Genomic DNA, 15,050 nt, shown 5'->3' on the forward strand with positions numbered 1-15,050 from the left:
CTCTTTTACGGTTTAACCACAAGGGTCTCTTCTTGTTTACTTTACCATAATTTTCGGAAGACGAAACTACCGGGAATATATTCCATTTATTTTGACTTCGGGAAACACTGTTTCTCTATGCCCACACGAAGAACAACTGGTATACTAACTTAGCTAAAAAGGAGGTGGGCGGATGCATTCGACAAATCATCCACCAAAAGCGCTCAAAGGAGCCATTTTATCAATCACGACTTATTTGATTTTATCTGTTCTCAAAGTCGTCTTCGGCTATATTTACAATTCGGAAGCCGTGCTCGCCGACGGTTTCAACAATACGACCGACGTCATCGCATCAATTGCCGTCTATATCGGGATTCGTGTGGCGGCAACGCCGCGGGATGCTGAACATAAGTATGGCCATGCGAAGATGGAGACGATTGCCGCGCTCGTTGCTTCGCTCATCATGGTCGCGGTCGGGGTGTTCGTGTTATTGAACAGCATCGCCAATCTGCTCGCCGGTGTCTACGTCGAGCCGAACCCGCTCGCCGCCGTCGTCGCGTTCTTTAGTGCGATCGTCATGTACGGTGTCCATCGCTACAATTTGAACTTGGCGAAACAGACCAAATCACTCGCGCTGAAAGCGGCCGCGAAAGACAATTTGGCCGACGCCTTGATCTCGATCGGTGCGACGCTCGGCGTCTTGTTCGCTTACTTTAAGCTGCCGTGGATGGATACAGTGCTCGCGGTCGTCATCGCGGGGCTCATCATCCGGACGGCCATCCAAATCTTTCTCGATGCGACGCATCAACTGTCTGACGGGTTCCCGCCTGATCTCGTCGAGTCTTATGAAGAGACGATCCAACATTTTGATACCGTCAAAGAAGTTCGAGAAATCAAAGGCCGGCATCTCGGTAACCACGTCATGCTCGACGTGACGATCGCCGTTGACGGTGGTTTGACCGTCGACGAGGCTCATGTGCTTTGTGACGATATCGAACGGGAACTCGATAAACATCACGCCGTCGATTCGGTCCACATTCATATCGAACCGGTCTGATTTAGGTTATCTTTTGCGCTTCATGATGCGCTTCGTATATAATGAGTTTGGAAAGACGTTGGAATAACTGTTAAGGAGGGCACGGGATGAAAATCGTGCGTCAACCTATTCGCCAGATCGATGAGATCGAATATGAACATTTTCAGAAATATGGTCAAAGCTCATACGGCATGTCGGCCGAAGAACTAAAAGGTATTTTTGTCGAGATGGGGGCCGAGCATGTGTACATGGCTGACGAACATAGTTATGGCGAGGATTTTTACTACGACCTCGTTCAAGACGGACAAATCGTCGGTAAAGTACTGCTTTTCAAGCTAGCTCGCGTCTATCAGCTCGATTTGATGGTGTTTGACCCGTATAAAGATAAAGGCTATGCGACAGAAGGATTACGCCTTGCACTCGAACAGTCCGATTTAAAAGACGGTCACACCGTCCGCGCCGGCATCCCGCCGACGAGTCCGCATCAAGAAGCGATGCGTCGCGTCCTCGAACAGAACGGCTTCGAGAAACGCAACGGACTTTACTATTTAAACTTTAAAAAACGATATGTGATGAACCACTGAACTGACGGCGTCTAGCGCGTCAGTTTTTTCGTATGGAGGGTTTTTGGATGAAACAAGTGACGATCAACGACATCGCTAAACTCGCCGGTGTTGCCAAAAGTACTGTCTCCCGTTATTTGAATGGGGGATCGGTCGGGAAGGCGACTCGTGAGAAAATCGAGCGAGTCATCCGTGAGACGAAATATGAACCGAACCAGTTCGCCCAAAGTTTGAAGTCGAAGCAGACGAAGATGATCGGCGTCATCGTCCCACGTCTCGATTCGTATGCGGCTTCAAGGACGATGATGGGGATTGATGAACGCTTGACCGAGCATGGTTATCAGATGCTCGTCGTCAACACGGCCCAACAGACCGAGCGTGAGATCGAGCAACTGTATAACTTGGCCAAGCAAAAAGTGGCCGGCATCATTTGGCTCGGGACGACCGTGACGCCAGCGCATCTACAGGCGATCGAAGCGATTCAAATCCCGGTCCTGTTGATTGGTCAGCAGCACGATGACGTGCATAGCCTCGTCTACCCGGACAATGAGTCGGCTTATGCGCTCGGGCGACAGTTCATGGAGTGGGGGCACCGGGACATCATCTATGTCGGGGTGGCAGAGGATGATATCGCCGTCGGACAAGCCCGTCGTGACGGATTTTTGAGAGCGTTCAATGAAGCTGGCGCCATCGTCCGTTCGATGACGACGACGTTCAGAATCGACGACGCCATCCCGATCGGTGAGCAGCTCGCGACCGACGTGACGGACGCGACGCTCGTCGTTTGTGCGACCGACAACATCGCGCTCGGTGTCTTGAAAGGGTTAGCGAACGGCGGCAAACGAGTGCCGGATGACATCTCGGTCAGCGGTTTCGGTGGGTACGATTTCACAGAAGTATTGCATCCATCGCTGACGACGGTCCACCTTCCATATCGGCGGACTGGTTCTCGTGCGGCTGACATGATCCTCCAGTTGCTGACAGGTGAAGCCACCCCGATGAAAACGTTCACAAATTTCGAATTAAAATTACGAGAAAGCGTTGACATGTTGAATTAAATCGTTTACATTTGTGTTGCGGAACCGGTTCCGCAACATTTTTTATTCGCTTTTGGAACCGGTTCGATAAATGATACGAAGCAATACATTCAAACATGGAGGTGGACGGATGAACACCGTACATTGCATTGGTGAACTATTGATTGATTGGGTTTGTGAAGACGCGTCGAGCGATCTCGTCAATGGGACGACGTTCGTGAAGAAAGCAGGCGGCGCACCGGCGAACGTGGCCGCCGTCGTCAGCAAGCATGGGGGACGCTCAAGTTTTCTCGGGCAGGTCGGAGCCGACCCGTTCGGACAATTTTTAAAACAGACGCTCGTCGACAACGGCGTCGGCGTCGAGAATCTAGTCGAACAGGGCGACACGACGTTCGCCTTCGTCTCGATCCAAGCGGACGGGGAGCGCGACTTCACGTTCCGGCGCGGAAGTGACGGCGACTATGCGTTCGAAGCGATCGACTTGTCGGCGTTCAAGCCAGGTGACATCGTTCATTTCGGTTCAGCGACGGCATTGCTCGACGGTGAGTTGAAAAATGCTTACTTCAAACTGTTACAGTTCGCCAAGCGTGACGGCCTGTTCGTCTCGTTCGACCCGAACTACCGGGACGCGCTCGTCACAGACATCGACGCGTTCAAACAAGACTCGCTTCACTTTATCGCAGAAGCCGATTTTGTGAAGTTGAGCGAAGAGGAAGCGCAACTTTTGACCGGGCATGACGATTTAAATCAAGCGGTCGCGTCACTTCTCGAAACGGGTGCGTCACGGATTGCCATCACGCTCGGCTCGCGCGGGACGTTGATCGCCACGAAAGACGGCAACAATGTGATTTCGTCGGTGAAAATTGACAGCGTCGATTCGACGGGAGCTGGTGACGCCTTCGTCGGTGCTTACTTGTATCGATTAGCGACACTCGGGGTCGATGACGCTCGTTTACTAAAGGATATCGAATATGCGAACGTGACCGGCGCGCTTACGTGCACCGCTTACGGCGCGATTCCAGCCATACCATCACAACAACGTGTGCTTGAAGCACTAGGAGGGAAACCAGTATGAACTACAGACAAGAAGCAGAAGCGATTTTAGAGGCGGTCGGCGGGAAAGACAACGTTGCAGCAGCGGCCCACTGTGCGACCCGGCTCCGCCTCGTCTTGAACGACGAATCGAAAGTCGACGAGAAGAAACTCGACGCACTTGACGTCGTCAAAGGGACGTTCTCAACGGGCGGGCAGTACCAGGTCATCATCGGTCAAGGTACAGTCAACAAAGTGTACGCCGAATTCGCCGAATTGACAGGTCTCGGTGATATGTCGACGACCGACGTCAAGTCGGCCGGTGCGAAGAAAGGTAACCCGCTCCAACAGTTCGTGAAGATGCTATCTGATATTTTCGTACCGATCATCCCGGCCATCGTCGCCGGTGGTCTCTTGATGGGGATCAACAACTTGCTCACAGCACCTGATTTGTTCTTCGACGGCAGCTCGCTGATCGACCAGTACCCTGGTATCGCCGATCTTGCCGCGATGATCAACACGTTCGCCAACGCCGCCTTCGTCTTCCTACCCGTCCTGATCGGGTTCTCCGCCGCCAAGCGGTTTGGGGGTAATCCATACCTCGGCGCCGCGCTCGGGATGATCATGGTCCACCCGGATCTCGTCAACGCCTACGCACAAGCGACGGTCGGCGACATCCCGGTTTGGAACATTCTCGGCTTTGAGATTGAGAAGCTCGGTTACCAAGGACAAGTGTTACCGGTCCTCGTATCCGCCTATATCTTATCGAAGCTTGAAATCAACATCCGTAAGTTCATGCCAGCATCACTCGACATCTTGCTCACACCGTTGCTCTCGCTCCTCATCACGGCGTTCGTCACGTTCGCCTTCGTCGGACCGATCACGCGTGAAGCAGGTAACTTGATCATCGATTCGCTCGTTTGGACGTATGATTCGCTCGGATTCTTCGGTGGTCTCGTCATGGGTCTCTTGTACGCCCCGATCGTCATCACGGGGATGCACCACAGCTTCATCGCCATCGAGACGCAACTTCTCGCAGACATCGCGCGCACAGGTGGTTCGTTCATCTTCCCGATCGCGGCCATGTCAAACGTCGCCCAAGGTGCGGCTACGCTTGCCGTCTTCTTCTTGACACGCGATAAGAAGATGAAAGGTGTCGCTTCGGCATCTGGTATCTCGGCACTACTCGGTATCACTGAGCCCGCCATGTTCGGGGTCAACTTGAAACTACGCTATCCGTTCATCGCGGCCATCATCGGTTCAGGGATCGCCTCGGCGTTCATCGTCGGTCGTGAAGTCCTCGCTGTCGCCCTCGGCGCGGCAGGTCTTCCAGGGATCATCTCGATTGCACCGGCATCAATTGTCTCGTATATCATCGGTATGGCCATCGCCTTCGCGGTCGCCTTCGGATTGACGTTCGTCCTTGCGAAACGCCAAACGAAAAAAGAAGCAGTTAAACAAGCAGCATAAGAAAGAAAAAGGAAGTGATTGTATGAGTTGGACGAAGGCAGAGCGTTACCGCTCGTTAAGTGACGTGAGTGCCCTCGAGATGGAGACGCTCCGTGCGAAGACGGCGGCTTCCCCGTGGCGGTTCGGATACCATATCCAACCGCCGACGGGCCTCCTGAACGACCCGAACGGATTCACGTATTACAACGGGGAGTATCACATGTTTTATCAATGGTTCCCGCTCGGACCGGTACACGGTCTGAAGCATTGGTACCATGTCACATCACCCGATCTCGTCACGTGGACGGACCGCGGGGTGGCGTTAGTCCCGGAGACGACCGAAGACTCACACGGTGCCTATTCGGGCAGCGGCTTCGTGAAGGACGGTGAACTCCACGTCATGTACACCGGCAACCACCGGACGGACGACTGGACGCGTCACGCCTCGCAAATCATCGGCGTGCTACGAGACGGAAAAATCGAACGCCGGAACGTCGCCATCCCGGACGTACCGGCCGGGTACACGGAACATTTCCGTGACCCGAAAGTGTGGCTCGAGAACGATGTCTATTACGCCATCGTCGGAGCGCAGCGTGATAATGATACGGGCTGTGTCGTCTTGTATCGGTCGACTGATTTGAACGACTGGACGTTTATCGGTGAAGTCAAAACGGGTCTCGACCCGTTCGGCTACATGTGGGAATGCCCAGACGTGTTCGAACTGAACGGTCAACACGTCCTCGTCTTCTCGCCACAAGGCATCGAGCCGGAAGGCCACCGTTATCACAACATCTATCAGTCTGGATTCTTGATCGGCAAACTCGACGTCGAAACGTTGACGTTCACACACGGTGCGTTCGAAGAACTCGATTTCGGGTTCGACTTCTACGCACCGCAGACGACCGAACATGAGGGACGTCGCGTGCTCGTCGGTTGGATGGGTTTGCCGGAGATTGACTACCCGACAGACCGCTACGGTTGGGCCCACGCCTTGACGTTGCCGCGTGAACTCTCGCTCGAGGACGGATTGCTTAAACAGCGTCCGGTGCAAGCGATGACGAAGCTGCGCCAAAACGAATTCGTCAACGCATCCGGTACGGTGATTGAAACTTCGACACCGGACCGTTACGAGCTCGAGCTGAAAACGGACGGATCTGACTTCACGCTCGACCTGCTCCAAGTCGGGAATGAGTCACTCATCATTCGTTATGATGCAGCGACGCATGAACTGACGATCGACCGGACGAACGCCGGTGAGCCGTTCGCGACCGAGTTCGGAACGACCCGGACGAAAACGATCGCCGTCGAATCACTTCACGTGTTCGTCGACTCGTCGAGTGTCGAATGTTTCGTCAATGACGGCGAGGCCGTCGCCACGCTCCGCGTGTTCCCGAGCGAGCTTGAAAAACAGTTGCGTTATGAAGGAGCGACTGCGAGCCTGACCGGTTGGACGTATCAATAAGGAAGAGCTGGGCTTCGGCCCGGCTTTTTTGTTGTCCTAAAAATCCGACTGCTTCATTCCTTGCGTGTGTTATTCTGGGAATAGGAAATAACTTACATATCAAACAACAGGAGACGATAGGACAATGTGGATCATATTTGGATTACTTGCGATTGCGGCGACGCTGTTCAACTTGTATACGTTCAGTGTCGGGAGAGACTACAAGCTGCCGATGGCGATTGCTTTATCGCTAACCGCATTGACGCTGTGCGCGGATTATAGTTATTTAACAGTCTGGGTCGAAGCGGAGGATTGGAGTGCGTTGGCGGATGTCGTACCGGGCATGGGGCGAGCGTGGTGGGTCCTGACGAGCATTTCGATTCTGCTGAACATGTTGCCAATCTTTTTAGAAAGAAGCATGAAGAAACGAAGATTATAATTCCGAAATGCAAGTGAAACCAAGCGCTCACTTTTTGCGTATGAAAGGATAATCATAAACTTGGGAGTGATGTAATTGTGGACCGACTGTTTGATTTTATGAAAGAAGTAAGGCGGATCACGTTGCCATATGGATATGGCAGAGAAGGACTCAAGGCGATTGACGCTGAAGAGATGGATCAGGTGAAAATCGCTGAGTCCTCAGGGCGGACGCGATTCAGTGAACAATTTTTAGTCGAGTTGAATCGATTAAATGACATTAAAGTATTCGCGGACATGCTTCGAAATGCTGATGAGTTTACGGGCGAAACGATTCACAATGAACCGGATTTTGATCTCGAAATCCGTTACAAGGGCGATGACGTGGAACGCTATCATCTTTGGCTCGGTCGAGTCGGGTCACCGAGTGTACTGATGAACGTCTCGCAAACGCATCTCGTATACAAAGTGCCGGCTGACGTCACAGACCGTTTGATTCGTACGCTCGGGATTGACGACTAAAGAAGTTAATTGTGTTCATCCTTGAAACCAATCACAAGCGTCTCTCGTATAGATACAAGACAACATGTGGAGGTGGGACTAGATGAAACGTCGGGATAAATGGATGACAGGTATAGCTGCACTGACCGTAGGGTTAATGGGAGGATGCGAGACGAGCGAGCTCGTCGCGGAAGACATCGTGCAAGTCCGTATCGCTGAATCGGTCGACTTTGGTCGGTTCCAGGAGCGAGAAGTCGTCACATACGACAGACTCGAAGACGTCAAAGTATTTGCGGACATGATTCGAAATGCTGACGAACAACCAGGAATCGTGAATATGGCGACACCTGAATACGATGTGGAAGTTCGATTTAAGAGTGACGAGACAGACCGCTATTACGTCTGGATTGGGGAATCCGGTAAACCGACTAGCCTGATGAACGTGAATGATACGAACACGGTGTACCTCGTCCCGGCTGACGTGACGGACGAGTTGATTGAACTGCTTGAGACGGATTGAAAAAAGACACCTGACTAAAGGTGTCTCACGAGTTGAAGCGGATGAAGCGTTCGATCTGTTGTTCGCTCTTCCGGGCGTGGCGGCCGATCCAAATCAAGTGGCCGGGGCTGTTCAAGATGATAAGTTGAGCGTGCGAGATGAGCCGCTTCGCATAATAGGCGTGACGGATCGGGACGGCCTTGTCGTTTTTAGAGTGTACGATGTACGTCGGACAAGTCACCCCGAGCAACGCCTCGGCGGCGACACGTTGCCTAAGATCGAACTGGGCGCCAAGCCCGAACGTCATCTGACTCGCGACCCGCTTCAATAAGAAGATATCGTACGGCGTCACTTCGTCGCGAACGGCGTCTAGTGCGAGCAGACTCGTCGATTCGATCATCCGTGCCGTCGCCTCGAACGGTTGTTTTTGAATCGCTTTAAAGACGAAGTACTTCATCGCATATTGTGCCAGGATGAACGCGGGCTGAGCGACGTTTCGGCTGACGTAGTCTCGGTACGGGAAGTCGACCGCGCTCGTCACGGCGGCGGCGAGCGTCAAACTCGACGCCCGCTCATTGTCAGAAGCGAGCTCGATCGCCGTCGGTCCACCTGCCGAGATGCCGTAGATGTGATAGCGATCGATGGCCATGACTTCCATCAAGCGCTGTAAGTGTCCTGCGAACTGTTGGGGCGTGGCCGAAAATGAGTACGGAGTCTCACCGTATCCAGGTCGCGATGGGACAATGACCCGGAATCCGGACAAGACGAGACGGTCCACATGGTACGGTTCTAGACTCGACGATTGGGTCCCATGAATCAAGATGACGACCGGACCATGACCGCGGTCCATATATTCGATTTTCGTGCCGTTGACATGGGCATAGTGTTTCACAGCGGCGTGCGCCTCCTTAAATGAATTGTAATGGAAAATAACTTTATTTCATGGAAATTACATGATAATGTCTGTTTATACATCATACATATAGAGAACTGAAAGGGGATTAAACCGTGAACAACCGAGAACGGTTACTCGAGGTGAGACGGTTTTTCGAACGCCACACAGATGACAATCATCCAAAGACGTTAGAAGACTTGCTCGAATATTTATCGACAATTGGAGATACTTCTAAGTTAGCAAAAAAATCGGTGAAAGACGACATTCAAGCATTGACCGATTCGGGGTTCGAGGTGCAGGATGAGCTTGAAAAGAACGGTCTCGCCAAAAAATATTGGCATTCGGCCCGTCTATTTGAAATTCACGAGCTTCGCATGATGGTCGATGCGATCGTCGCGGCCAAGTTCATCTCGGAAGATGTGACGGAAAGTATCGTCGAGAAGCTCCAGAAGCTGACGAGCATCCCGGAAGCGGAGACGCTCCAGTCGATCATCAAGACACCGAAGAAAAAGCATGGACAGATCCCGTACCATATCGACCGCATCCAACGGGCGATCCAAGAACAGAAGGCGATCTCGTTCCAATACACGGACGTCGTCGGCTTTGACGTCACGAAACGCACGTTCCCGCTCCGCCGTGACGGCGAGCGCTACGTCGTCAATCCGATCGACCTGCACTGGAACCATGAGCAGTACTATTTGATCGGCATCGACGAATCGATCGGGGAGATTCGCAACTATCGTGTCGACCGCATCGTCAATTCGGAAATCGTCGAGGACGACACGCCGCGCCTGAAGCATCATCTGGCGGACGATTACTTCCAAAAATCGTTTAACATGTATAACGGGCTCGATGAGGAGATCATTCTTGCCGTCGATGAGCGGGTGCTCCCGGTCATCTTCGACAAGCTCGGGGAAGATGTATCGATCACACGTGAAGAGGAACGCTTCCTCATCCGCTTCGACGCGGCCGTATCAGACGGTTTCGTCTTCTGGCTCCTGTCGCTCGGCACGCAAGTCGAGGTGCTCGAACCGGTCACGCTGCGCGACCATATGCGTGAAACGATTGAGTCGATGGCAGGCCGTTACGCCAAGGCGAGCATCCACTAAAACGATTGATTTGAAACTGTGATATACTGCTTGCGACACTTGTAGAAGGGGGACAGGCGGATGTTGAATTGGATGCCTTTGATCATTCCGATTGTCGCTGTCATTTTTGTCGCCGTCGTCGCAAGACGCGCCATGAAAATGGACCAAGAGAAATAAAGCACGGACGGACATCCGCCTCGCGATGAGGGGGATGTCTTTTCAAAACAGAAAGAAGGTGTTACATGGATACGATCACACATACGTTGTTCGGTTTGACGCTGTACGGGGCGGCCGATAAGCGTGAACTTCAAAAAAACGAAAAGCGGGCGCTGTTCGTGACGACGCTCGTCGGGAGCCAAATCCCGGACAGCGACGTCATCTCGCGCCTATGGGACACGGAAGGGATGTATCAGATGTGGCATCGCGGCATCACCCACTCGATTTTCCTCGTGCCGCTGTTCGCGTTACTGATTTACATACTCGTCCGCGTACTGTTCAACGTGACCGATGTCCGCTATTTCTGGTGGGCGTTCTTGTCCGTTTTCATCCATAATACGGCCGATTTGTTCAACGCCTGGGGGACCGGTTATTTCGAACCGTTGTCCGACGTCCGGGTCACGTTCGGCGTCATCCCGATCGTTGACTTCGTCTATTGGGGGATTTTCCTCGTCGCTTGGCTGATCGCGCGTCGGGCGGACGTCCGGCACACGGTGTATCGCTACGCCTGGGCAGCGATTGTCGTCCACGTCTTGATTCAAAGTGCGCAGGGTGCGTACTTGTATCAGACGTACGCCGCCGAGCATGAAGAAGTGGCACTATCGGCCTCGTTCATCCCGACCCAGTTCACGGTCGTTACGAAAACGGACGAGAGCGTCTCGATCTTCAGTGACTCGATCTACCAGACACCTGAGCTCGAATACGAGCTGACGAGCGCGGACGATGCCGACTTGACGCCGCTGTTTGATGAGAATAAAGAAGCGATCACGCTCAAACAGTGGTCCCCGTTCGTTGTCGTCGTCGAAGAGGATGAACGTCTCGGTCTATACGATCCGCGTTTCTTTGACGGCGAGTCGTCATTCCTCTATGAATACATCGAATTGTAGGTGACATCATGCGACGGCTACGTTATTTGTTCATCTTCGGTTACGAACAGGCGCTCAGTTGCATCTTCCCGGTTGCGATCTTCGGCGCGCTCGCGCTGACGAAATGGCTCGACTTTCCGCTGCCACGCTATGACGTGCTGCTCATTTGGTGTCTGCTCGTCCAAGTCGTGCTCGTCAAGACAGGGCTCGAGACGATGGAAGAACTGAAAGTCATCAGTTGGTTCCACGTCATCGGTCTCGGCCTCGAACTGTTCAAAGTACAGATGGGGTCGTGGAGCTATCCCGACGAGGCGCTGACGAAACTTTTTGGCATCCCACTTTACGCCGGCTTCATGTACGCGAGCGTCGGCAGTTACGTCGTCCAGTCGTGGCGCCGGCTTGATTTGGAGTTTCTCAAAATGCCGCCGCCGCTGATCGCTTTCGGGCTCGGCATTGCCATCTACTTCAACTTCTTTTGGCACCATATTTGGCTCGATCTACGTTGGGTGTTGATCGGACTCGTCTTTCTCACGTTCGGTCGGGCCATCGTCACGTATCGGCTTGACGACCGCCGTTTCACGATGCCGGTCGTCGTCGCTTTCTTTTTGATCGCCTGCTTCATCTGGTTCGCCGAGAATATCGTCACGTTCTATAACGGTTGGGCGTATCCGAATCAGTTGAGCGGCTGGGCACTCGTCGACCTCGGCAAGTTGTCATCGTGGTTCTTGCTCGTCATCATCAGCATCTTGCTCGTGGCGTGGCAGAAGCGGCGACAGGAACTCTCGTAAAAAACGTGTGCAACCGGAATCGGTCGCGCACGTTTTTTTTAGGTCGTTTGTTGTTTGGAGCGGGCCCACATATGGACGATGAATATATATAGTGGGAACGTGAGCGTGAGGGCGATGATCAATAGCCCGAAGGCGGGACTCGGCCAGGCTGCTTCGTTAGGAGGAGGGATGATACGCGTCCAGCCGTATGTGAACAGCGCCAAATAAGGGAGCCACAGGACATAGAGGAACAGGTTAAATGGTGAAGGTGCAAGGTGCTTTAAGCGTTTGATGATCAGACGTGCGAACAAAATGAGTGAAGCGAGACCAGTAATCGCTATGATAATCAAAGAAGCGTCACCCATAAGTAGGGATACTCGTCCGCTATTGGCGAGCAGTTGGATATTTATAAGTGAGGTGAGTGCCAGTAAGATTGATATTGATTGTAACTTGAGGAAGTGGGTCATAAAATACTCCTTAATCTGATAGGATGATGAAACATTGTTCAGCAGTGCTCGTATAATTATGAAAGAGGTGATCAAATTGGCGCAATTAATTGCGGCTTGGTTTGTCGGGTTTATGTGTGTGCTCTCGACGTTTGTGTATGTATCAAAATGGCGGAGCGAGCGTAAACTAATGAAATTGTTAGGTGCCGTATTCAGTGTTTTTTTAGCCGTCGTTTGTTTTATGATTGCCGTACCAGATACATACGATCGGGCCTTCGACCGTTATGAAACGGCGAGCGGAAATTGCTACGTCGTCGACAATCAGTCAAAACAAGGTGGCGTGACGCTCTGGTTCGAAGAGGAGTCCTACGATTTTCCAGAGATACCGGAAGACGTCGCATATGGCCCAGGCACGTTGTTTGCTTGCAACGTCACGTTGACGAAAGTGAACTCGACTGGAGTTGACTATATGTTAAAATCTGAAGATGGCAAAACTCTCTTTTCAACATACTAAAGTATTCTTCTGATGAGAAGGATACTTTTTTTAAACGATTTTCTGCCATTCATCTTACTAAATTCAATTATCATCTGGAATCTATTTTTCCAATAAAGATATAGTGGGAATGGAATGGATGTCGCTGAGTTATAAAGAGCATTTATTTAATGCGAAAACTGTCGAATCAAATGACTAGTTAAATTCCTGAAATTTTCCGAATATTGTTTTTATTCATAAATAATTATGATAAAATCATAACAGTGTAAATGGAGAATTTTTACTTTAAGGTGAGTGATATGCTCTATTTTGGAATTGGTTCTTAAATCTATATGTAAAATCGAAACGGTTATGAGATTGTACTTTTTTTGAAAGGAGAGAATCGGATGAATTTGCTTGCTCGAAAATCGGCTCAGTTTTTCATCACACTGTTTGTGTTGATTGCGATCAGTGCTTTGCCGTCACTCGTCGTGCAGCTCGAGTTCGTGCCATCGAATTACTGGAACGGGCTGCAACAACAATTTAGTCAGTTGGCGAAACTTGATGAGATTACATACTTCAACGTAACCGCGCAACGAGAATTACCGTTATTGCCTGCACTCGGTCCGCTCATGAAAGAGACGGTCATCATCTTTATGACGTCGCTTGTCGTTTCGGTCGGGTTCGCTCTTCTGTACGCTTATTTCTTTTATCGAAGCGGGAAGCGCGTGCGCACGGTGCTCCAACAATCGAGCCAGACGCTCGAGATGATCCCGGATTTATTTTGGCTCATCTTCTCGCAATACCTCGCCATCACGATTTACAAGAAGACGGGGTTTGATCGGATTGAAGTCGCAGGCGGGTTTGCCGAATACATACGCTTTTTGCCGATTGTGACGTTGACGCTCACCATCCTGTTCTTCTTTCTCAAATGGTTGACGAAACACATCCTTGAGGAGGAAGCGACGCTGTTTCTCGAGCTAGCGCGGGCCAAAGGCGTCCGACCGGCCGCCCTGTTCTGGAGACACTTGCTCCCGAATTTGGTGTATCGCTTCTATCTCTTTTTCCGCTCGAACCTAATTACGGTATTATCAAGTCTTTTAATCATCGAATATTTATTTAACGTTCAAGGGATTTTCCGTTTCGTCGTCTATAATCCTGTCATGCCGATCCTACTTGTCATTTTGTTGGTCGTCTATATCCCGATCTTTATATTGGATTTACTGGCGGAATGGCTCATCCCGAACGCCTGGAAAGGAGGTATTTGATGCGTCGTACGCTACTGCGTGACCCGATTTTCATCATAGGGTTCGTGATTTTTGCCAGCTTGCTGTTACTCAGTATCGGCAATACCGTATTCCGCGATGGCCAAGTCGATCAATTCCTGAACCGTTACTCCGACGAAGGTCGATTGATTGGCATCCCGCCACTCGAACCGTCGAAAGATCAATGGCTCGGAACCGACCGGGCCGGGAACGACTTGTTCCAGATGATGATTGAAGGCTTTAAATGGACGGTCGGCATTTGTGCGACCGTCGCACTCGTACGGATGGCGCTCGGCCTATTGGTCGGGATCCCACTCGCATTTCGCGGGGCACGCTTGAACCGAATCTTCAAAATGGTGTTAGATGGATTCTTGATTCTGCCTATCTCGTTGTTGGCCATGATGATGTTATTCCCGTCCTTTTTCTTCGCGGACTCGACGATGGTGCCGCCGTTATTAGACCGCGTAACCCTACAGTTGACGGTGTTCGTGTTGCTCGGTTTGCCTGCCGTCACGCTTTATCTGATAACAGAAGTCCGGCAGTTGCTCAAACAAGAGTTTATGATCGTCGCTGAGACGTTAGGAGGCAGCGTCTGGCATCGGACGAGGCGGCACCTGTGGCCGCACCTCGTCCCGACGTTGGTCATTGTCTTCATGCAGCAATTCGTGCAAACACTGATGTTGCTCATTCATCTATCCTTATTCGGTGTCTTTTTCGGGGGAACCGTCTTCCTGTTTGAAGGGGTCAGACCGACACTGTTTGAATGGTCGTCGATGTTCGGTTTCTATTTCACGCAGTTCACGGCAATGACTTGGATGACGAACCATATGTTCCTCGTTCCAGCCCTCGGGCTGTCCATGCTCGTCTTTCTCAGTAACTTGTTGACGAGTCGACTCGAGCGGGCATTCCGATTACGACGTCAAAAATCAGTCGTCACCGATGACACGACGTCTCAAGCCGAGGCGGCAGCAGCAACGCTTGCGGATCCGTTCACGCTCGTTCATGCGAATGCCTCGTTTCAACAGATGAATCAAAAGAAAGCGGATGACATCAAGTACTGATGCCATCCGCTTTCTTAATT

At 51.6% G+C, this 15,050-nt stretch carries 17 protein-coding genes; 15 read left to right on the top strand and 2 right to left on the bottom strand.

Annotation, left to right across the window (positions count from 1 at the left end; translation table 11 throughout):
- Positions 1–172: 172 nt before the first annotated feature.
- The 9 genes from EVJ20_RS03225 to EVJ20_RS03265 all read left to right on the top strand — a co-directional run bounded on the left by EVJ20_RS03225 (position 173) and on the right by EVJ20_RS03265 (position 7,975).
- Positions 173–1,036 (top strand): cation diffusion facilitator family transporter, encoded by an 864-nt coding sequence (locus EVJ20_RS03225; RefSeq protein ID WP_131443828.1) that lies wholly within the window; start codon positions 173–175, stop codon positions 1,034–1,036.
- Positions 1,037–1,122: 86 nt separating this feature from the next.
- Entirely contained in the window at positions 1,123–1,599 is a 477-nt protein-coding gene (locus EVJ20_RS03230) for a GNAT family N-acetyltransferase (RefSeq protein WP_071397451.1), read from the top strand.
- Between the two features lie 47 nt (positions 1,600–1,646).
- Positions 1,647–2,636: a LacI family DNA-binding transcriptional regulator gene (locus EVJ20_RS03235; protein ID WP_131465097.1), complete on the top strand. Its 990-nt coding sequence runs from the start codon at positions 1,647–1,649 to the stop codon at positions 2,634–2,636.
- Positions 2,637–2,745: 109 nt separating this feature from the next.
- Complete coding sequence (locus tag EVJ20_RS03240) at positions 2,746–3,690, top strand: carbohydrate kinase family protein (RefSeq protein WP_131465095.1); 945 nt, start codon at positions 2,746–2,748, stop codon at positions 3,688–3,690.
- The gene (locus tag EVJ20_RS03245) at positions 3,687–5,117 is read left to right on the top strand and encodes a sucrose-specific PTS transporter subunit IIBC (protein WP_131465094.1); all 1,431 of its coding nucleotides are present in this window, start codon (positions 3,687–3,689) and stop codon (positions 5,115–5,117) included. Before EVJ20_RS03240 ends, EVJ20_RS03245 begins: the two co-directional genes overlap by 4 nt.
- Before the next feature lie 22 nt (positions 5,118–5,139).
- Positions 5,140–6,558: a glycoside hydrolase family 32 protein gene (locus EVJ20_RS03250; protein ID WP_131507038.1), complete on the top strand. Its 1,419-nt coding sequence runs from the start codon at positions 5,140–5,142 to the stop codon at positions 6,556–6,558.
- Positions 6,559–6,682: 124 nt separating this feature from the next.
- Positions 6,683–6,976 carry a hypothetical protein gene (locus EVJ20_RS03255; protein WP_131507041.1) on the top strand — a complete coding sequence of 98 codons (294 nt, stop codon included), beginning with the start codon at positions 6,683–6,685 and terminating at the stop codon, positions 6,974–6,976.
- Between the two features lie 77 nt (positions 6,977–7,053).
- Positions 7,054–7,476: a hypothetical protein gene (locus EVJ20_RS03260; RefSeq protein ID WP_131489784.1), complete on the top strand. Its 423-nt coding sequence runs from the start codon at positions 7,054–7,056 to the stop codon at positions 7,474–7,476.
- Between the two features lie 82 nt (positions 7,477–7,558).
- Positions 7,559–7,975 carry a hypothetical protein gene (locus EVJ20_RS03265; RefSeq protein ID WP_236633498.1) on the top strand — a complete coding sequence of 139 codons (417 nt, stop codon included), beginning with the start codon at positions 7,559–7,561 and terminating at the stop codon, positions 7,973–7,975.
- A gap of 25 nt (positions 7,976–8,000) precedes the next feature.
- On the opposite strand, the gene EVJ20_RS03270 is transcribed toward EVJ20_RS03265, so the two are convergent.
- Positions 8,001–8,846 (bottom strand): alpha/beta fold hydrolase, encoded by an 846-nt coding sequence (locus EVJ20_RS03270; protein WP_131465086.1) that lies wholly within the window; start codon positions 8,844–8,846, stop codon positions 8,001–8,003.
- Positions 8,847–8,962: 116 nt separating this feature from the next.
- Here EVJ20_RS03270 and EVJ20_RS03275 point away from each other — a divergent pair, with 116 nt between their 5' ends.
- The 3 genes from EVJ20_RS03275 to EVJ20_RS03285 all read left to right on the top strand — a co-directional run bounded on the left by EVJ20_RS03275 (position 8,963) and on the right by EVJ20_RS03285 (position 11,807).
- Positions 8,963–9,958, top strand: a complete 996-nt coding sequence (locus tag EVJ20_RS03275; protein ID WP_071397464.1) for a helix-turn-helix transcriptional regulator — start codon at positions 8,963–8,965, stop codon at positions 9,956–9,958.
- 221 nt (positions 9,959–10,179) lie between these two features.
- On the top strand, positions 10,180–11,040 hold the full coding sequence (locus EVJ20_RS03280; protein WP_131465084.1) for a metal-dependent hydrolase: 861 nt from the start codon (positions 10,180–10,182) through the stop codon (positions 11,038–11,040).
- A gap of 8 nt (positions 11,041–11,048) precedes the next feature.
- Positions 11,049–11,807 (top strand): DUF817 domain-containing protein, encoded by a 759-nt coding sequence (locus EVJ20_RS03285; protein ID WP_131507043.1) that lies wholly within the window; start codon positions 11,049–11,051, stop codon positions 11,805–11,807.
- A 38-nt stretch (positions 11,808–11,845) separates the two neighbouring features.
- On the opposite strand, the gene EVJ20_RS03290 is transcribed toward EVJ20_RS03285, so the two are convergent.
- Positions 11,846–12,253 carry a hypothetical protein gene (locus EVJ20_RS03290; protein WP_131507045.1) on the bottom strand — a complete coding sequence of 136 codons (408 nt, stop codon included), beginning with the start codon at positions 12,251–12,253 and terminating at the stop codon, positions 11,846–11,848.
- Between the two features lie 76 nt (positions 12,254–12,329).
- Here EVJ20_RS03290 and EVJ20_RS03295 point away from each other — a divergent pair, with 76 nt between their 5' ends.
- The 3 genes from EVJ20_RS03295 (at position 12,330) to EVJ20_RS03305 (ending at position 15,030) form a co-directional block, all read left to right on the top strand.
- A complete protein-coding gene (locus tag EVJ20_RS03295) occupies positions 12,330–12,746 on the top strand; it encodes a hypothetical protein (protein ID WP_131489780.1) in 417 nt (138 codons plus the stop codon).
- 365 nt (positions 12,747–13,111) lie between these two features.
- Positions 13,112–13,972, top strand: coding sequence for an ABC transporter permease subunit (locus EVJ20_RS03300; protein WP_201739238.1), 861 nt, complete (start codon positions 13,112–13,114; stop codon positions 13,970–13,972).
- Positions 13,972–15,030, top strand: coding sequence for an ABC transporter permease (locus tag EVJ20_RS03305; protein WP_131465076.1), 1,059 nt, complete (start codon positions 13,972–13,974; stop codon positions 15,028–15,030). Before EVJ20_RS03300 ends, EVJ20_RS03305 begins: the two co-directional genes overlap by 1 nt.
- The last annotated feature ends 20 nt before the right edge of the window (positions 15,031–15,050 follow it).

The sequence above is a fragment of the Exiguobacterium sp. SH0S1 genome (assembly GCF_004337165.1).
In the GTDB taxonomy this organism is placed as follows: domain Bacteria; phylum Bacillota; class Bacilli; order Exiguobacteriales; family Exiguobacteriaceae; genus Exiguobacterium; species Exiguobacterium aurantiacum_A.